The 16,338-nt window shown below is 53.2% G+C and carries 15 protein-coding genes; 1 reads left to right on the forward strand and 14 read right to left on the reverse strand.

Annotated elements, in window-relative coordinates; genetic code table 11:
* Positions 1-58: 58 nt before the first annotated feature.
* Positions 59-829, reverse strand: a complete 771-nt coding sequence (locus tag K7I13_RS05690; RefSeq protein WP_255948673.1) for an RNA-directed DNA polymerase — start codon at positions 827-829, stop codon at positions 59-61.
* On the opposite strand from K7I13_RS05690, the gene K7I13_RS05695 reads away from it, so the two are divergent.
* Complete coding sequence (locus tag K7I13_RS05695; RefSeq protein WP_255949396.1) at positions 752-943, forward strand: hypothetical protein; 192 nt, start codon at positions 752-754, stop codon at positions 941-943. The genes K7I13_RS05690 and K7I13_RS05695 overlap by 78 nt on opposite strands.
* Here K7I13_RS05695 and K7I13_RS05700 read toward each other — a convergent pair.
* The 13 genes from K7I13_RS05700 to K7I13_RS05760 form a co-directional block, all read right to left on the reverse strand.
* The gene (locus K7I13_RS05700; protein WP_255948674.1) at positions 940-3,216 is read right to left on the reverse strand and encodes an SGBP N-terminal domain-containing protein; all 2,277 of its coding nucleotides are present in this window, start codon (positions 3,214-3,216) and stop codon (positions 940-942) included. The two genes, K7I13_RS05695 and K7I13_RS05700, sit on opposite strands and share 4 nt — an antisense overlap.
* Before the next feature lie 264 nt (positions 3,217-3,480).
* Positions 3,481-3,735, reverse strand: coding sequence for a hypothetical protein (locus K7I13_RS05705; RefSeq protein ID WP_255948675.1), 255 nt, complete (start codon positions 3,733-3,735; stop codon positions 3,481-3,483).
* A gap of 492 nt (positions 3,736-4,227) precedes the next feature.
* Positions 4,228-4,476: a hypothetical protein gene (locus tag K7I13_RS05710; protein ID WP_255948676.1), complete on the reverse strand. Its 249-nt coding sequence runs from the start codon at positions 4,474-4,476 to the stop codon at positions 4,228-4,230.
* Positions 4,473-5,696, reverse strand: coding sequence for an autotransporter outer membrane beta-barrel domain-containing protein (locus K7I13_RS05715; RefSeq protein ID WP_255948677.1), 1,224 nt, complete (start codon positions 5,694-5,696; stop codon positions 4,473-4,475). The genes K7I13_RS05710 and K7I13_RS05715 overlap by 4 nt, the downstream gene beginning before the upstream one ends.
* A 41-nt stretch (positions 5,697-5,737) precedes the next feature.
* A complete protein-coding gene (locus K7I13_RS05720) occupies positions 5,738-6,127 on the reverse strand; it encodes a hypothetical protein (RefSeq protein WP_255948678.1) in 390 nt (129 codons plus the stop codon).
* Positions 6,079-8,133 carry an autotransporter outer membrane beta-barrel domain-containing protein gene (locus K7I13_RS05725; protein ID WP_255948679.1) on the reverse strand — a complete coding sequence of 685 codons (2,055 nt, stop codon included), beginning with the start codon at positions 8,131-8,133 and terminating at the stop codon, positions 6,079-6,081. The genes K7I13_RS05720 and K7I13_RS05725 overlap by 49 nt, the downstream gene beginning before the upstream one ends.
* A gap of 11 nt (positions 8,134-8,144) precedes the next feature.
* Positions 8,145-8,423 carry a hypothetical protein gene (locus tag K7I13_RS05730; protein ID WP_255948680.1) on the reverse strand — a complete coding sequence of 93 codons (279 nt, stop codon included), beginning with the start codon at positions 8,421-8,423 and terminating at the stop codon, positions 8,145-8,147.
* Positions 8,424-8,515: 92 nt separating this feature from the next.
* On the reverse strand, positions 8,516-10,465 hold the full coding sequence (locus tag K7I13_RS05735) for a hypothetical protein (protein ID WP_255948681.1): 1,950 nt from the start codon (positions 10,463-10,465) through the stop codon (positions 8,516-8,518).
* Positions 10,466-10,512: 47 nt separating this feature from the next.
* A complete protein-coding gene (locus K7I13_RS05740) occupies positions 10,513-11,796 on the reverse strand; it encodes a hypothetical protein (protein WP_255948682.1) in 1,284 nt (427 codons plus the stop codon).
* 103 nt (positions 11,797-11,899) lie between these two features.
* A complete protein-coding gene (locus tag K7I13_RS05745) occupies positions 11,900-12,949 on the reverse strand; it encodes a leucine-rich repeat domain-containing protein (protein WP_255948683.1) in 1,050 nt (349 codons plus the stop codon).
* Complete coding sequence (locus K7I13_RS05750; protein WP_255948684.1) at positions 12,937-13,656, reverse strand: hypothetical protein; 720 nt, start codon at positions 13,654-13,656, stop codon at positions 12,937-12,939. Before K7I13_RS05750 ends, K7I13_RS05745 begins: the two co-directional genes overlap by 13 nt.
* Entirely contained in the window at positions 13,617-14,516 is a 900-nt protein-coding gene (locus K7I13_RS05755; RefSeq protein ID WP_255948685.1) for a carbohydrate-binding domain-containing protein, read from the reverse strand. Before K7I13_RS05755 ends, K7I13_RS05750 begins: the two co-directional genes overlap by 40 nt.
* Complete coding sequence (locus K7I13_RS05760) at positions 14,510-15,853, reverse strand: hypothetical protein (RefSeq protein WP_255948686.1); 1,344 nt, start codon at positions 15,851-15,853, stop codon at positions 14,510-14,512. Before K7I13_RS05760 ends, K7I13_RS05755 begins: the two co-directional genes overlap by 7 nt.
* Between the last annotated feature and the right edge of the window lie 485 nt (positions 15,854-16,338).

The following is a 16,338-nucleotide window of genomic DNA, read 5'->3' on the forward strand; positions in this document are numbered from 1 at the left end:
TGTAGATCCCCGGGATAAACCCGAGGATGACGGGACGGCATTTCCGCTCTCTTTTTCGTCATTCCCGCGCAGGCGGGAATCCACGCGTGTAACGCGCCGTGCAGAGCCCAGGGAGGCGCCCCTCAATTTGTTTATTACGGAAAATCCGGGAACGGGCAAGATAGAGATGGCTGCTGACCGCCTCCATCCGCATCCCCGCTTCCGCTTCGGTTAAAATTCCCTCCCTCCGGTTATGTTCAATTTCTGACAATCCGGCTTTGTACCGTTCTTTTGTTTTTCGCAAAAGATAGACACCGTTTTGTTTTACCAGAAATCCGAGAAAAGGCGCTCCGGAATGAGTCGACGCAATCACTGCCGGTTTAAGGGTTAGTTTAAGTCGGCCACAGGCATAAGAAACAAGAGTTCCATAGAGTTCTTTCAGAAACGTTTTATCCTGTGAAAAAACAAGAATATCGTCCATGTACCGTATATATTTGCGGGTTCCCGCTACTTCCTTCGCGTAATGATCACACAGGGCAAGGTACTGATTCGCGAAATACTGGCTGGTCAGGTTCCCGATGGGTAAACCTGTATCACTGCCATAGGAATCGATTACCGTACTGAAAAGCCGCAATGCCTTTTTATCCTCGATGATTTTTTTTAACAATTCTTTGAGAATTGTGTGATCAATCGAATTAAAATACGCACGAACATCCATTTTAAGAAAATACGCTGAACTTTTCGCAAAATGAAATGCCCGGAGCACCGCCCTATGTGTCCCCTTGTTCCGGCGGCAAGCATAACTGTCGAAAATCTGATACCGTTCAAAGGCCGGATCAAATATATTCATCACGGCATGCTGAACAATGCGGTCCCGTACCGGAGAGGCGGATATAATCCGTTCCTTTGGGTCATGGATACGGAACTGGTGGTATGGTCCGGGTATATATGTACCCCGGATTAACTCCTGCGCCACTGCATGAAGATTTCTATCAAGGTTTCGGTAACCGTTATGCTCGCCGTGCTATAGGGTACGCTCACCGTGTACGCCGTCGTGTTTGCGTTAAAGGTTGGGCTCAAGACTCCATCGCTCAGCGTTATGCCGCTCAGGTTCGCGTTATTGCTCGCCGCGCGCGTCACCACTACTATATAGTCCTGCGTTGTCGTGTCCTGCGCCGTCACCCGTATCGTTATCGTGTTCGCTCCCACGTTCAGGGGCTGTGCAACGCCGCTGTTGGCGCTCACGCTTGCGCTGCCGTCCGCCGCTGTGCCCGTTACCGTTATGCTTGTCACACTGTTCGCCACGCTCACCGTCAGGTTACTCAGGTCCGCGTCCGTGTTCGCGGCGGTCCGCGAAACGGTTACCGTATAGTCTTTTGTTGTCTCCCCGTCCTCGGCAGTCACCGTTATCGTTATCGGGTTTGACCCGACGTTTAAGTTTTGCGCAACCCCGCTGTTGCTCACGGTCGCCGCGCCGTCCGCCGCAGTCCCGGTTACCGTTATGGCTGTTACGGTGTACGGCACGCTCACCGTGTAACTCGTCGTGTTCGCGTCAAAGGCAGGGCTTAAGGTTCCCGTACTTACCGTGAGGTTACTCAGGTCCGCGTTATTGCTCAGCACGGTCACCCCGAAGGTCTTTGTCACCGCCGTGCCGGTCACCGTTATGGTCACCGTTTTGTTTCCCGCCGATGCGCTGTCAAAGCCGGTGAAGGCGCAGGACGACGCCGGTATGGTCATACTGTTCCCCTCGCTGTCCGTTCCCGTGATTACAAGACCAGTGGTGTCAAGGCTTTCGCCTATCTTATACTGGGTCTTGTAGCTGCCGCTTAATTCTATAGAGGTAAGGGAAGCCGCGCTCACGGTCACCGTGTAAACCTGCGTGCTGTCGTCAGCGGCCGTCACTGTGTAGGAGACAGAGCCGGTAAAGTTCTGTGCAACTCCGCTGGCCGGGTTTATACGCTCTCCGGTGTGGCTTACCGTGGGTATAAGAGCGGTTACGTCCGTTCCGTATGGCACGGTTGCGGCTATCGTCTTCGCGGCTTCGTTTATGTCTCCGGTAACTGCCGGGGTTTCAAACGCAAAGCCGGTTATGGCCTTGGCTGTGTTCGCCGCTACGGTTACGGTTACCGTGTATACGGCTGTGCTGCCGTCTTCGGCGGTTACTGTGTAGGGGACAGAGCCGGTAAAGTTCTGCGCGGCGCCGCTGGCCGGGCTTATGCTTACGCCCGTGTGCGTTATTGTCGGCGCAAGGCCGGTTACATCGGTGCCATAAGGCACGGTTATGGCTATCGTCTTCGCGGCTTCGTTTATGTCTCCGCCTGAGTGGGCGCCCGGAATGGTAAAGCCGGTTATGGCCTTCGAGGTGCTTATCAGGGTAACGGTCACCTCATAGTCCGTCACGCTGCCGTCCTGGGCGGTCACCCGGAGGGTTATCACCGTGGGGCTGGTTTCAAGGTTTTGAGGCGCCCCGCTGTTGGAACTCAGGCTTGCCGTGCTGTCCGCTTTTGTCCCGGTTACCGTTATACTGCTCACCGTGTCCGGCACGCTCACCGTGTAGGCGGTTATTGCTTCGTCAAAGTCAGGCGTCAGGGTTCCTTCACTTACGGTGAGAACGCTCAAAGCGGCGTTGGAACTGGGCGCGCGTACGGTCACCGTTACCGTATAATCCTGACTTGTCCCGTCTTCAGCGGTTACCGTGTACGTCACCGGGTCCGTAAAGTCCTGTGATTCTCCGCCGCCAGGGCTTACCACGGCCCCGTCCACGCGTATGTCAAGGGCAAGGTCTGTTTCGTCGGTGCCGTAGGGGGCCGTTATGGTTATGGTCTTGTTCTCCTCATCAACAACAACCGACCCGCCGGCAAGGTCTCCGGCCAGGCTGATGTCCCCGGCCGTTATGGTTTTCCCCGAGCTTGCCCAGTGCGCGTAGAGTTTGAGGTCGCCGCTCACCTTTATTTTACTGCCAGACGGGTACAAGGTACCGTTCCCATCGGCCCTGGTGTTCCAGCCCATAAAGGTGAAGCCGGTCCGTGTAAGCCCGGTCCCCGCCGGCGCGGTGATTGACTCGCCGTCTTCCACCTCTGCCTTTTTCGGGGCCGTCCCGGTTCCCCCGTTCGCGTGATAGGTCACGGTCCGGGTTTTCATAAGCAGGGCTATAAAGAAGGGGTTTTCACAGGAGGTGAACAGTCCCCCCGCAATAAGCGCTATCATACATATCAAACCAATACTTTTCCGTTTCACTTTTTCCTCTCCTTTTCATACGGGCCGGGAAGGCAGCTTCCGCACCCCGGCGCTTTTTTCTTACACAATACACTGTGTAAGCCGCTCATTCTTTACACATGACAGTGTGTAAAACCGTTATTCTCCACACATCCCTATGTGTAAGACTTGTATTCTTTTATGCAATACCATGCGTAAGTGTTTTTCCCCCGCATAGCCATACACACGTCTGTGCGTATGGCCTGTGTATTCCAGTATCCGCACGCTAGAACCGGAGACCGGCGCTCACGCCCGCTCCCCATAAAAAGGGATAGCCGCCCCGGGCAAAGGGTTCGACAAACCAGGAGCCGAACACAAACCGGTACCCGGCCGCAAGGCCCCGAGAAAGGCAGGCGTCGGTTCCCCCTCTTCAAAGATGAGGCTCGCCCCCACATTTCCCTGCACAAAAAGGCCCTTCCCCTCACCGCCGAGGACGGGCACATACCAGCGCACCAGGGCCGACGGCTCAAGGGTCACGAGTCCCGCGAAATCACTGCTCACCGAGACTGCCGCCCCGACCGAGAGGAAGTCAAGCACCAGGTAGTCAAAGCGGAGGCCGCCCCGAACGACAGACCTTTGCGGGTGTTCGCGTTGGCCTCAAGCGAAAGGCCCGCCGACATTCTGGGATACCCGCAGCAGGACCGGACAGTTCAGTGGTTTCCCCGTCTGCCGGCTCCTCCGCGCAAAGCGGCAGGAGGAACAGAAAAATGAGAAGCGTCATACACAGAGATTTATTCACCAGGAAGCTCCTTTACATTATGAATGCATAAAGAAGCAGAGCGCGGTACAGGACGAGGGACAAACAGTTAACACGAAAAGGGCTTCCCTTTTCTTTATGCGTTGCGACTTTATATGATAATATGTCAAGTATGGGGCAGAAAAGCTGCTTTGTAAAGGAAAAAGATACGGCATTGCGGAGATTCAGGGGGAAGGGTCTGACAAATCTTTTTTTACTTTTTGCTTCTTATCTGCGCCTGCGGTAAAACGTCCGGGCTAATACCCGGCGCCCCTTTCCGTCATCCCCGCACGCCACCCCGTCATTCCCGCGAAGGCGGGAATCCACGCACATAACACACCGCGAAATACCCGGGACATCCCCACGCAGGCAGGGACCAGGGGTGACGGACGTACCCGCGTCCCGCAGGCGGGGCTGGCGTTCGTCATTTTATAACCGCCATCCGCCGGGCTGAGTTTCGTAGCGGCACAGGAACGGCGGAACTTTCGCCGTTCCTGCGTCATCATTGCAACTTCCCGTCCGTGCCAATTTTCCCCGTTTCCCCGTTTACCAGGAATTTATTGCAGTTAGCAGATATAATCGTACCGCCCAGGACCGGTGTGCCGCTTCCTCCCTGCGGATTAATATTTCCCGCATAAGTCTGCGTTAAATTTGCGGCTATGGTGATAAGATTGCCGGCGGGCAGATATATCTCATTCCCGGGTGCTTCATCAACCTTCGCCCCGCCGCTCATCTCAAACGCCCCGCCGTTGCCGGACACATACACACCTCCGCCGGAGCTAGTTGCCGTGTTCCCGGTGACATTGCCGCCTTCCATAATGTATTTGGAACCGCTATGATCCAAAAATACACCGCCGCCGTTGACGCCGGCTTTATTCCCGGTAATGCTTCCGTCTGTCATCGTGAAAGTACCCTTATGCGAAAACACGCCGCCGCCGCCTTGTTTGGTTTCATTTCCTGTAATACTTCCGGCGGTCATCTTAAAAGAACCCTCAAACAAATACACACCACCGCCGTTGGTGGCGGAAACCGTGTTCCCGGTAATGCTACCGCCGTTCATGTCAAAACTGCCGCTGTGTACATACACACCGCCGCCATAACTTGAACCGGTACCGGAGACAGCCATGTTGTCTCTGATAGTTCCGTTGCCCATCGTGAACTTAGCGTTTGTGCCGGTCACATATAGGCCGCCGCCGTTCGTTGCCGTGTTCCCGCTTATTGTTCCGGCAGTCATTGTTAATGTACTATTACTGCCCGCATATATACCGCCGCCGTTCGTTGCCGTATTCCCGCTTATTGTTCCGCTCTGCCCCGAAGAGCTATTCATTGTACATGTAGCGCCGCCGCCGGAGACCCCGCTGTCGGCCATATACATGCCGCCGCCGGAAGCTGCTGCGTTATTTCCAGTTATGGTAAATTCATATGTTGTTAATTTTCCGCCACCGCCGGAAACCTCACTGCCGGCTATATACACGCCGCCGCCGCAATCCGCCGTGTTGCCTCTTATAGTCCCGTAGCTGCTTATTTGTGCCGTACCGCCGCCGCCTGAAACCTCGCTGCCGGCTATATACACGCCGCCGCCGTAATTCGCCGCGTTATTTCCGCTTATGGCACTGTCACTGCTCTGTAACGTAAATGTTCCGCCTGTAGATGTGCCGGTACCTTCATTTTTTTTCCCTTCTACATACACAGCGCCGCCGGACTCACCGGCTCTGTTGCCGCTCATGTTTCCTCCGGCTAATTGGAAGTAACCGCGGCCTTTACCCTTTATGCCGCCGCCGACATACACCCCCCGCCGTTCCGGGCCTCATTATCATCGATGGAACCAAGGACAACTGTGAGGCTCCCGTCTTCCATATATACGGCCCCGCCGTCTCCCTGGGTTGTATTGTGCGCGACAGTTCCTCCTTCCAGCCGGAAGCTGGCATTGCTCGATGTTCCTGAAGAAGCCGCAATGTACACGCCGCCGCCTGAAACGGCGGCTTCGTTTTTGGTCAGGCCGCCCTCATACATCGTGAAAGTCCCGCCGCCCGTTGTTGCGGTACCCCCGTCTATATATATGCCGCCGCCGCTGACGGCTGCTTTGTTTTCAGTAATACTTCCGCTGTTCATGGTGAAAGTCCCGCCGTCCGAATTGCTTCCGCCGCCGATATACACGCCGCCGCCGTTCTGGGCTTCATTATCAATAAGGCTTGCGGTAGTCGACCTGAGCGGCATAATGAAATTACCTGCCCTGTGTATATATATACCGCCCCGGAGGTCGCCGTGTTCCGGGTGATGATGCCGCCGCTGAACTCAAACTCGCTGGCAGTAGTAATATATACTGCGCCGCCGGAAATTGCCGTGTTCGAGACGATATTTCCCCCACTCATGATAAAGGAACCGCTGCCCGTCACATACACGCCGCCGCCGCTGTCGCCGGTCAAGTTGTCACTGATAGTCCCTCCGCTCATGGTGAATGTCCCGCCGTTCACATGTACTCCGCCGCCATATTTGGTATTATTGAGCGTCCCCCCGTATCCGCCTGTAAGGGTCAGGTTATCTGCGAGGGTTACGTCCGCATTTTCCATATACAGGACACGCCGTTCACTGCCGCTGCCGCCCTCGGCATCCAGGATACCCGCATTGTCTCCGGTTCCCGCTCCCATCAGTATAATAGGAGGATAGGTTGCGTACAGGTCATTGGCATTTGTTCCGGTTATATCAACCATACCATTTACACCGACAGCGCCGTTAATACCTGAAATAGAAGTGTATTCGATTTTCCCGCTTACCAGTATAACCGCCGGAGAGACATTGTCTGTTCCGTAGCCGGGCCATTGGTTATTATAGTTTGTGTTGCGTATCGTATTCAGCGCGAGCTGGACGGAATTCAGAGCCGTATCGGGCGCGTCGCCGGTTCCCGTTTCTGTACCATCCTCAGAGACATAATACACTGTCTGAACAGAACTGCCGGTGTCCGGAAGGAGGTACGTAATCGTATATGTCTTGCGGGTCACACCGTCGGGCGCGGTTACCGTTATAACAAGACTGTTGCTCTTGTTTTTTTCCAGCAATGGGGAATCATCGGTATCCAGGGTATATATCTCATAAGGTGATACCGAATTGAAATACTGTATCAGATGTCCGTTAAGGCTGGCGACGAACGATTGTCCCTCAGTCATCAGGGTCAAGGACAGGCCAAAGTGCTTGTCAGTAGTTCCGCTTCCGATAATGAGATACGTTTCCGTGTCGGAGTCAAAGTCTGTAATAACACTGCCTGTTTCACCTGCAGGGACCAGTGATATGCCGGCAAGCCGGGTGTTTGACGATATAAAATCGGCCTCTTCCAGAGACAGGTATTCTTCCGGCTTTCCATCAACAAGCCACCTGTTTGTTGTATTTTCATTCTGAACAATTACGCTTTTCTCGGTATAATATACCGTTTTTCCGTCTGCACGGACAAAGGCGAGTGTAAGGTATCTCTGCCCGGCGGGAACATCCGGCAGTTCGAATGTGATACAACGAGAACCTCCATGAGTTTCGATCGATGTACCCTCAAAGACCTCGGTTGCATACGGCGTGCCGGCCGCTATGTTGCTGTATTCGGTGAAGATGTTTACCTTCACCGATTCAATGATGTCGCCGCCGCTGAATTGGGGAAAATGCACTTCAAGTTCTATAGTACCCGCTCCCTCAACCGGCACCAGCGTGATATGTACGGACGCCGGCACGGAAGCCACAGTGAACGCGGTTCCCTCTCCCTCATACAGCAGTACGCGTGTCGGCTCGTCGTCGCTGTCAAAACCTTCCGCACGCACCACCATGTTGCCGGATGCCGGCAGCCTGGAAAGCGAAAGGGCGACGGAGGCGGTTTCATTATCCGCCTCCGTTTCGGTCTGCGCATACACTGTGCCGGCATCATTCTCCGCACATATATACACACGGAACCATCCGGTGTCGGGTAAAGTTCCGGGGACAGCGGTACGCTCCGCGGATTCCGCTTTCCGTATATGTACGGTCATAAATTCTCCCGCGTCCCTACCCGCGGGTTTTTCCGCGAGAGGGTTGCCGCACGCCGCGGTCATAATAAGCATGTATACCGCAAAAAGGCAGGATGCCGCCGCTTTCCATTTTCCGGGATTGTACATATCTGTCTTTCGCATGGTTTTCCTGTCATTCATCCTGCGTGTCCTCACTGAATTTGTATCGTACCATAGGTACCCACCCCAAGTTCAAGCGTACCCGTTCCGGCAAGAGAGAACCTGCCGACGTCTCCTGTATCCAGTGTATGTCCGGAACTTCCCTGTACCACCATTGTACCGGATGTATAACCGGACGGTGCTATAGTCGCCACATCAGGTTCGGTGAGCGCCCCTGTTACGGTAATATATCGCCCGGAAGTCAGATACACTTCGTTGTCCGCGGCAACGGACGCAGCATCAGCCATATTGAATACGCCACTACTACCCACATACACTCCTTTACCGGTAGAGGCCGTGTTTCCGCTAATGGTTCCGCCTGTCATTGTAAATGTCGAAGGTGGCGTTGAATTTACATATAGCTTCACCGCCCCCCCTGATTGGCCGATTTATTCGCGGTTATAGAACCGCCGTTCATGATGAATTCTCCTTCATAGATAAGCGCGCCGCCGCCGCCGTAATTACTTACAGCATAATTACCGGTTATGTCGCCGCCGTTCATGGTAACTGTTCCCTGATACACATATATGCCGCCGCCGCCCTGGCTTGCAGCGTCGTTGTCTCGTATAACGCCACCGTTCATTGTGAAAGAAGAACCCGATCCTATAGACACACCCGCTCCGCTTCCGGAACTTTCATTGTTCTGCAGTATAGCGCCGTCATTCAGTGTGAACTGCCCACTGCTGGACACGGAAACAAGGGCTCTTGTCGCCGTGATACCGGTATTTGTTCCCGAGGAATCGGTCGTCCATACCGCGCCGCCGTCAAGGATGAGGCTGCCGGTATTTTCAGCGCCAAGCACGAGCTGCCCTCCCTCCTGCACAATGAAAAATGCGCTGCCGAAGCCCTGTGCCCTTTTCATTGTCGCTGTTTCACCGGAGGGAGTTGAAAGAACAACCGTTCTGCGTTCGATAACAATGCTTTCGTACATCATTATATCTTTTTCAACGGTAATATACCCGGTTTGTCCCGTATTCACGGAGGCAATGGCCGCCGCCAGTTCCGCCTGCGTCCGTATAATACCGGAAGTATCTCCGGGCGTCAGGGAAAGCGAAAAGGCGCCTGTATAAGTTTTACCATTCAGAGTAAGCCTGATGTTCACCGTATACTGTCCCACAGGTATAGCCGGTGTAAAAGTATAGGTTGTTCCCCCTGTCTGCGCTTCGAGTTCCTGCCGTATACCGGAGGCCGAGGTTATATTGCCGTTCCATACCGCGCCGCTGACATCGACAGTACCGGGATTCTGAACGGTTACGCTGACAGGTTCGTCTACTGTTTTGCTTACCGCGTTTCCGGCAAACGAGAGTATGGAGTACACCGGATCAAGACTGCATGTTATGAAAGGCTGGGTTGCCAGAATGAGATATCCGTCAGTATCTATTTTCCATTCCAAAGTATCTGACCCGTCCTGTTGTGCGGTCACAGCAAATTTGGCAATATTCGCGGCAATTGTCGTATCCGCATCTGCCGTGAGTTTAAGTACTTGTACTTGATTTCCGGGATAGGCTTCGGGAGTTATTGTTGCAACCGTACCCGTCCCGGTCAACTGCCCGCCGATCTGTATCTGTGCTCCCGAAGTGAGATAGACTTCGTTGTCGCCGTCGACCTGGGCGGAACCTTTCATGCTGAAGACGGTATCCTCATAGGAATCACTGGCACTCGCATATACGCCGGTTCCATATTTCCATGTAGAATTGGGTATTGTATTGCCGCTGATAGATGCGTTACCGCTCATCGTAAACTGAGCGCCCTCGCGTACATACACACCGCCCCCATAGCCGCCCGCAGTATCAGGAATAGTGTTGCCGGTAATGGAACCACCGCTCATGGTGAAAATACCATAATTATTGGGGCTTGCTGATGCGTCAACATACACCCCGGCGCCTTTGCCATGAGAGCCATAACCAGAGGAGTACATAGCTTTGTTATCATTAATACTTCCGTCAATCATATAGAACGCAGCACCGGGAGCCACAAACACGCCGCCGCCGTAGCCAGGTTCATCAGCAGCCGACCCGGCAGAGTTTGTGCTGATTGTACCGCCGTTCAGGGTAAAGACACTTCCTGTTGCTACCGCCACGCCACCGCCCGCGCTTACACCACCAGTGCCGCTGGTGCCAATGTAGTAAGCCGTTTCATTTCCTCCCGTAAGGGTAATATTTGCTCCGAGGGTCACGTCGGCGTTGCTGATATACAGTACGCGGGCACTGGAATTCGCATTCAGAGTTCCGGCCTCGGTTTCACTTTTACCTTCAATCCTGATGGGCGGGACGTTGTCATACATATCGCTGCTGTCTTCGGTAATGTCGACCATCCCGTTTAGTCCGTTTCCGGAATTATAGGGGATTTCCCCTGAAACCTTTATCCCGCGGTAGTACGGTCAGCTGCACCACCAGAGGCAACCCAGTTGGGATTGGCTTTGTCATAAGCACCAATAATCGCATCCACTGCGGCCTGCACGGAGGCGAGGGGCGCGCTGGCGGAACCGTTGCCCACATCAGACCCGTTTTCGTCGACATACCACACGGCGCTGAAATAGTTTTTTGTATGAGGAGGTACTGACTTCGTTACCCCGTCGGGAGCGGTAACGGTAAGGGTGAAGGTATAAGTGGAACCGGGAACCATGTCTAAACCGGAGGCTTCCCAGGTATTGTCGGCATCGGCAACATAACTGAACTGTGAGGTTATATCCGTACCGTCCAGCGTTGCCGTAAAGGACTGACCGTATTCGGCGAGGGTAAATCGTATGGTATCGCCTTCCCAGTAAATTTTTCCGTCGCCGCCAAGCCCGGTGTTCGTGCTGAAAAAATCGTCTTCCTCAAGCAGAAGATAATCCAGAAGCGTGCCGCCGCCGTTCCGTGGGATCCACTTGCTGGTCGTCGCCCCGTTCCGGATGTTCACGGCCTGGATAACGGTCATGGTCTTTGTGCCTGTCCGCGTGAATACCAGCTTGAGGAGATATCCGCCTGACGGCACGCCGGACGCGGTGAATTTTACACATGAATAGTCCGGGTCATCCTGAACGGAAGTTATGGAACTTTTCGCCAGGCCGGAAAAAACATCGGCATTATTTAATGAAGTTCCCTTATACAGATCAGCCGCAACCGCTGTTACGCCTATTGTATTCGGAAATCGGACTTCAAGGTCGATTTTTCCGGTTCCGGTTCCATCAGCCGCGGGATATATGGTCACCAAGGTCGTTCCGTCCGGTGCGGCAGGGACGCTTCCTTCGGCGATTTTGAGCGCTTTTGTACTGTCCGTATAGCCCCGGACAGTCACCCTGAGGGCGCTTGAAAGCGGGGCCGTTACAGTCACGGAAAGAGAGGTTGACGAACCGCTCGCGCTGCCGTATGTTTTTGTACCGGTAGCGCTATCCGTTACAGCAGCCTCGTACCAGCCGATAGCGGGATACGTTGAAGCGTCGGGGACCGCGGTCCGGTAATTGGCCGCGCCTGCGGACGGGGCTTCGAAGTCGCCGCCGGGCTGTACGGATATGTGTAGCTGCCTGGTCCCGTCCGTATTTTCCGGCCCGGTTAAGGGGTTCCGGCAGGAAAGAACAGAAAGCAGGGCAAAACCCAGAGGCAGCAGATAAAGCCATCTGCTCCGCCCGGGCGTCCGTTTTTTATTTCCGCGTTCCTTTTTCATTCTATCCTTCCTGTATAAGTCCGGCCTGCAAAAGCCGGATAATTCATATTCATTTTTCGAGTGTCCCGGTCAAGGAATTCCGCCTGCCGGAGACATTCCCTGCTCAGGGGGATGCCGTTATATTGGCCGCATACGTACTCCAGCCGGGTGCCGCCTTGTAAGCATCAACAGCAGAAGAGGGGACGGAGATGGTTAGAGACGCAATAATCAAGTCATCACTAGCGGTATAGAAAAGACTTTGCAGTGCCGGAGGCGAACTGCCCAGCATAGTAATATCTGTCAGGCTTGAACATTGAGCAAGGATGCCATAACCGATTGATGTTACTGTTGATGGAAAGGTGATTGAAGTAAGAGAACTGCAGCTTTCAAACGTATAGTTTTCTATTGATATAACATGTTCCATCGTGATTGAAGTAAGCCTGGCACTACTAAAAGCAGCATTCTCAATTACTGTAACATTAACCAGATCAATTGATGTAAGATTATTGCACCAGGCAAAAGCACCCGCGCCTATTTCTGTAATATCAACGTCAAGCGTAATATTGCCTGAGGCTGACGGCCAGGATACCAGCGTTCTGCCGGTATCATTGGTACCGTAAAGTGTTTTTCTATCACCGGAAACTGAATATGTTGAACCGGGTGCGGAAGAAAAAAGTAAATCCGTACAGCCGGCAAATGCCATAGATCCTATGGAAGAGACAGCGGACAGATCAATTGACGCAAGCGAGGAACAACCTGCGAAAGCCGTATTTTCAATTGTTTCAACTCTGTCCATTCCGGTAATGGTAGTTATGGCATAGCTGTTTCTAAATGCACTTTCTCCTATTTTTTCAACATTATTCATATTCACAGAAGTTATCGTACTTATACCCGAAAAAGCATAATCGCTTATCCGGGTAATACTGCCGGGAATTGTAACAGGATCTTCTACCGCTGGCCAGGCTACCAGAATGATATCGCTGCCATCATTTTTAACCAGTATTTTCCCATTTTCCACGGTACTGAATGTTCCATTATCAACAATAAATTCTGTAAGGTTTGAACAGCCGGTAAAGGCTTCATTATTAACAGTAGCAACATTCGGCATGGATACGGAAACAAGACTGGAACAACCATAAAAGGCATCTCCGCTTATGTATGTCACCCCGGGCATATAAACTTCTTCCAGACTGGAGAAATTACCGGAACGAGAGTTAAAAGCCCCCAGTTCACCGTAGTCACCGTTTCCGGTAAAGTAATCGATACAAGGTTTTGAGTGTAACTGGCGGCAACCGTTGCGCTTCCATACGTCGTCCCCGCGCATCCGCTTAAATCGAGGTTTACATGCTGAGTAAGCTGTTCATATATCGAGGCAAGGGCCGATGAATCGGATACATCCATCCCGACTATTGTGACAGTATATGGTCCCGGTTCACCGGCAGCATCCTGCTCGTTAAGCCAGTCGGAAAGACCGGTTATATTCGAGGCTGTCCAATAAGAACCCGGCACAGACATCCCCACAGTCAGCATAAAGCTGCCCGAATACAGGTTTCCGTTCACGCTGGCTGCAACACTTATCGTGTGCTGCCCGGCGTCATCCGGCGCGGTAAACGTGAGAGTATTTGTTCCGCCATTAAATGCATGGGCCGCGGTTTCTCCGTCTATCCAGACATGCCATACCGCACCGGTCAGATCAACGGAACCGGGAACCACGGTTACGCTGACAGTATCTCCGGCAAACACTTTCAGGGCATCGCTGCTGCCGCTGAAATACAGAACAGGGAAATCTTTGTCAAACGTACAGGTAATCCCCTCGGCGCGTGAAAGTTTTCCTTCGGAATTTATGGTCCACTGGTTGGTCTCACCCGGCTGCGGGGCCACCGCGAAACGTCCCGCATAAGCTGCAAGACCGGAGGGTGTGCCCGAAAGCACCTGAACCTCGGTCGTCCCGAAGGATAAGCCTCGGGCGTTATGGTCGCGGCAGGAGCCGGTGCGGTCAGAGCGCCACCTATTGTTATTGTCTGCCCGGACGGCAGGTACACATCGTTATCACTGCTGACCGCCGCGTTCCCGCTCATGTTAAAGGTCCCGCCGGAAACATATACGCCGTTACCGTCGTCATAGGAGGCATTCCCGCTGAGGGCCCCTCCGCTCAGTGTAAAGACGCCGCCGTCTATACACACGCCGCCGCCTTTATACGAGGTATTTCCCGTGATGTTCCCGCCGCTCACTGTTACAGAGCCGCCGGCAATATGCACGCCGCCGCCGGAAGGATCACTGCTGTTACCAGTGACAGAACCGTTTTTCAGGGCAAAGTTCCCTCCAGCCACATATACACCGCCGCCGGAAGCATGGGAATTGGTATTGCCGGTAACGAGGGCGTCTGCCCCATTCATTTCAAAAGATGCGCCGGAGGCAATATACAGTCCTGCGCCGCCGCTTATGGAAGTGTTTTTATCCGCTGTATCGGCGCCGCCGATTGTACCGCCGGTCATGGTAAATATACCGCCTGACGCTACGTATACGCCGCCGCCGAGTTCGGCCGTATTTCCGCTGACGTTCCCGCCGCTCATTGTTACGGTCCCGCCTGCAATATGCACACCGCCGCCATTGCCGCCGCTCATGTATCCGTTCCGTATCGAAATATTTTTCAGCGTGACTTCGGCCGCCGTATTGATATACAGGGCGCGGACACTGTTCTGTCCGTCAATCGCGAGGCCGTCCGTGTCGCCCTTCAGCACAAGCGAGGCCCGTCGAAATCCGTAATTTCGGTAAGGGCGTTTGCTTCCGCCGCGGTATTCCCGGCGGTCACGTCATTCAGAAGCACAATCACGGCCTGGGCGGTTTCTCCCGGTGAGGCCGCATAGAAAGCGTTCCATACATCAATCGCCTCGCCGACAGTTCTGACCGGATTCTCCCGGAACCAGCCGGTATTCCCGTCGGGTGTACCGGTATATTCAGGATTGACATACACAGACCCGTAGGAAATACACACCCTGGATATTTTTCCGGAATCCAGATATCCGCTTTTTTTCGAGTACGCGGTAACAAGTTTTCCCGAGTCAACGGAGAAGGGACTGCTGTACAGGTTCCATGACCCGTCACCAGTTTTATACCATATTGAATCGGCCTTCAGGCTCCCGTCAATCGCGGAAAGCGTGACCCTTACGCGGCCGGTGTCCCCGTCGTCGGCGGTCAGGATGGAAACATCAGGGGATGTATCGAGACTGAAACCGGCCGTCGCCGCGATTGAGGAAAACCCGTCATCATCATACAGAATCACGGCAAAATGGTAATTATCAATATCATACAGGCTTGAAATAGCCATGGGGAAATCAGCTGACCAGAGGCAGCTCGGGTCTTCATATCCAAGGTCTTCCCCCTTGCAGGACCAGACGCCGCTATCCAGTGTAAAAACTTTATTTCCGTAATCGGTTCCCGCTTCCTGAAAACGGAGTTCCACCCTGCACACATCCTCATGGTCGCCGTCAGTTATCATTGTCCAGGAAGCTGAAGGGATTTCACCCGTACTTCCGGTCGCGCTTGAAACATCAAGACTTTCAGCCGGTTCCGGAGGGGTGTTACATTTTATTTCAGGGAGATCATAGGAAGTGAAATTTCTCAGCCCGTCAGACAGCGTCAGCCGGAACCGGTATTTTTTCCCGAGCTCGGCCTTGTTTATATACAGAAGGACTGTATCATGAGGTTTATACTCGGCGTGCGCGGTCTCCGGTTCGCAGGAAATAAAGGCCCCTTCGGATGTATCATATAACTGGACGCCGACTTCCAGATTGTATTTCCGGGGATTCCGGAGCGTTACTTCTATAATAGAAGGATTTTCCGCGCTGCCCGGCCCGATTACTCTGGCCTTTGATTCCGGCCCGCTCAGCCAGGTTGTCCGGAATTCCCAGGAAACTCCGGCAGCGTTATTCGTATATTCATCCAGATATTCGGGTACCGACACATTGAACATGTCGCAGCCGCAAAGAAGGGCCAGCGCGCACACGCAGAGGGCAGCCAGATTTTTAACCGAACGGAGGCCCTTCCGGGCGCCGTTATTTTGGGCAGATTTCATCATTTTACAGTATAGCGTAGCGGAAACAAAATTTCGAGGAAAAAATATATTTTATATGAAAAAACCTCGCCCCCAGGCATGAATTTTACAATATTTCAGGGGGATTTTGCCGGAAGTGAAACAGGCCGATAGTATATTATAGAAAAAACTGGAGGAAAAGGGGGCAAAATAGCTTATCTTGAAGGGATAATTCGCGGTTTTTCCTGTTTTAGCCGCCGCAGTGGCCCCGGAAAAAGTACGGCCCGTTTTGCTCCAGGAAATATCGGAGCCCTGCAAACACAGGATAAAAAGACGGAAGGAAAAATGTTTCCCCGATTCCTGTCTTATCCCACCCGTCAGCGTTCCTCCGGTTTTTTCCATTTCCCTTATTCACAGAGGTTTTGTGGTTTCGGCGAAAATCCATCCGTATTATGCCATTATACAGCGGACATGGAAACACAAAGATTTGTAAAGAAAAAAACCAGCCTAGAAAAACCGCACCCCTGCCC

Source organism: Brucepastera parasyntrophica (genome assembly GCF_022376835.1).
GTDB lineage: Bacteria > Spirochaetota > Spirochaetia > Treponematales > Treponemataceae > Brucepastera > Brucepastera parasyntrophica.